Origin of the sequence: Bacillus pinisoli (genome assembly GCF_023036475.1) — a bacterium.
Taxonomy (GTDB): domain Bacteria; phylum Bacillota; class Bacilli; order Bacillales; family SA4; genus Bacillus_BS; species Bacillus_BS pinisoli.
In genome coordinates this window covers 1-1,511 of the sequence record NZ_JAJQKI010000032.1, presented here as the reverse complement: position 1 = coordinate 1,511, position 1,511 = coordinate 1, and the positions used below count along the sequence as shown (strand labels likewise).

The 1,511-nt window shown below is 37.9% G+C and carries 1 protein-coding gene; it reads left to right on the top strand.

What is annotated here, in order from left to right:
- Positions 1-114: 114 nt before the first annotated feature.
- Positions 115-1,511: IS1182 family transposase (locus LT143_RS20265; RefSeq protein WP_418909861.1), on the top strand; the 1,397-nt coding region annotated here is incomplete at its 3' end.

The window sequence follows — 1,511 nt, the reverse complement described above, 5'->3', positions numbered from 1 at the left end:
GAGGCCACTGAAAAAGTCCAAAAAGATTAAAAAAGGCAAAATCGTTCACTTCAATGAACGATTTTGCCTTTTTTATTTTATAATAGAAACAATAAAATAAGTGGGTGGTTTACAGTGATACAACAACAACAGAAAATGATGGTCAGTCCGTATATGGCTCTTTATGATATCGTCGTTCCTCAAGACAATATGTTACGCCGAATAAACGATTTAGTTGACTTTTCCTTTATTTACGAGGAGTTAAAGGATAAATATTGTCATGATAATGGACGGAATGCGATTGATCCTATCCGTATGTTTAAATATTTGTTTTTGAAGACCATTCATGATGTCTCAGATGTGGATATCGTAGAACGTTCAAAATATGATATGTCCTTTAAGTATTTTCTTGATATGGCTCCAGAGGAAGTCGTTATTGATTCAAGTTCTTTAACTAAGTTTCGTAAGCTTAGATTAAAGGATATGAACTTATTAGACATGCTTGTCAACAAGACGGTTGAGATTGCCATAGAGAAAGACATCATAAAGAGTAAATCAATTATTGTAGATGCCACCCATACAAAGGCGCGCTATAATCAAATGAAACCAAAGGAAATTCTCATGGAGCGCTCCAAGAATCTTAGAAAATCGATTTATAAGATTAACGAAAGTATGAAGGATAAATTCCCTTTGAAGCCAACCAATGATGTTCTGGAAGATGAAATAGCCTATTCTCAGGAGCTTATTAAGGTGATAGAAAAAGAAGAAAGCCTCTTAGAGTATCCAAAGGTCAAGGAACAGCTTAATCTCCTGAAAGAAACGGTCGCCGATGATATTGAGCAGCTACAGTCAATACATGATCAGGATGCCAAAGTGGGACACAAAACAGCTGACTCCTCCTTCTTTGGCTACAAAACCCATCTCGCGATGAGTGAAGAACGTATTATTACAGCCGCAACAATTACCACTGGAGAAAAAAGTGACGGAAAAGAACTACAGACGCTCATTGAGAAAAGTAAAAACGCAGGTATGGAAATTGAGACAGTTGTTGGGGATACAGCGTATTCGGAGAAAGACAACATTCAATATAGTGAGGAAAATGGAATCAAATTGGTTTCAAAATTGAACCCTCAAATCACACAGGGTGCCCGAAAGAAAGAGGACGAATTCGAGTTCAATAAGGATGCGGGCATGTATGTCTGCAAGGCAGGACATATGGCCATACGGAAAGCTAGACAAGGTAAAAGAGGAGTAGGTAAAAATCAAGTTCACACCTACTACTTTGACGTGGATAAATGTAAAAAATGCCCTCTCAGAGAAGGGTGCTACAAGGAAGGAGCCAAAAATAAGACATATTCCGTTTCCCTTAAGTCTGATCAACATTCGGCCCAGGCAATATTCCAGGAAAGTGAATACTTTAAGGAAAAAACGAAAGAACGGTATAAAATTGAAGCGAAGAATAGTGAGTTAAAACACAGACACGGGTATAATGTGGCAGAATCCTCGGGTCTAATTGGCATGGAATTACAAGG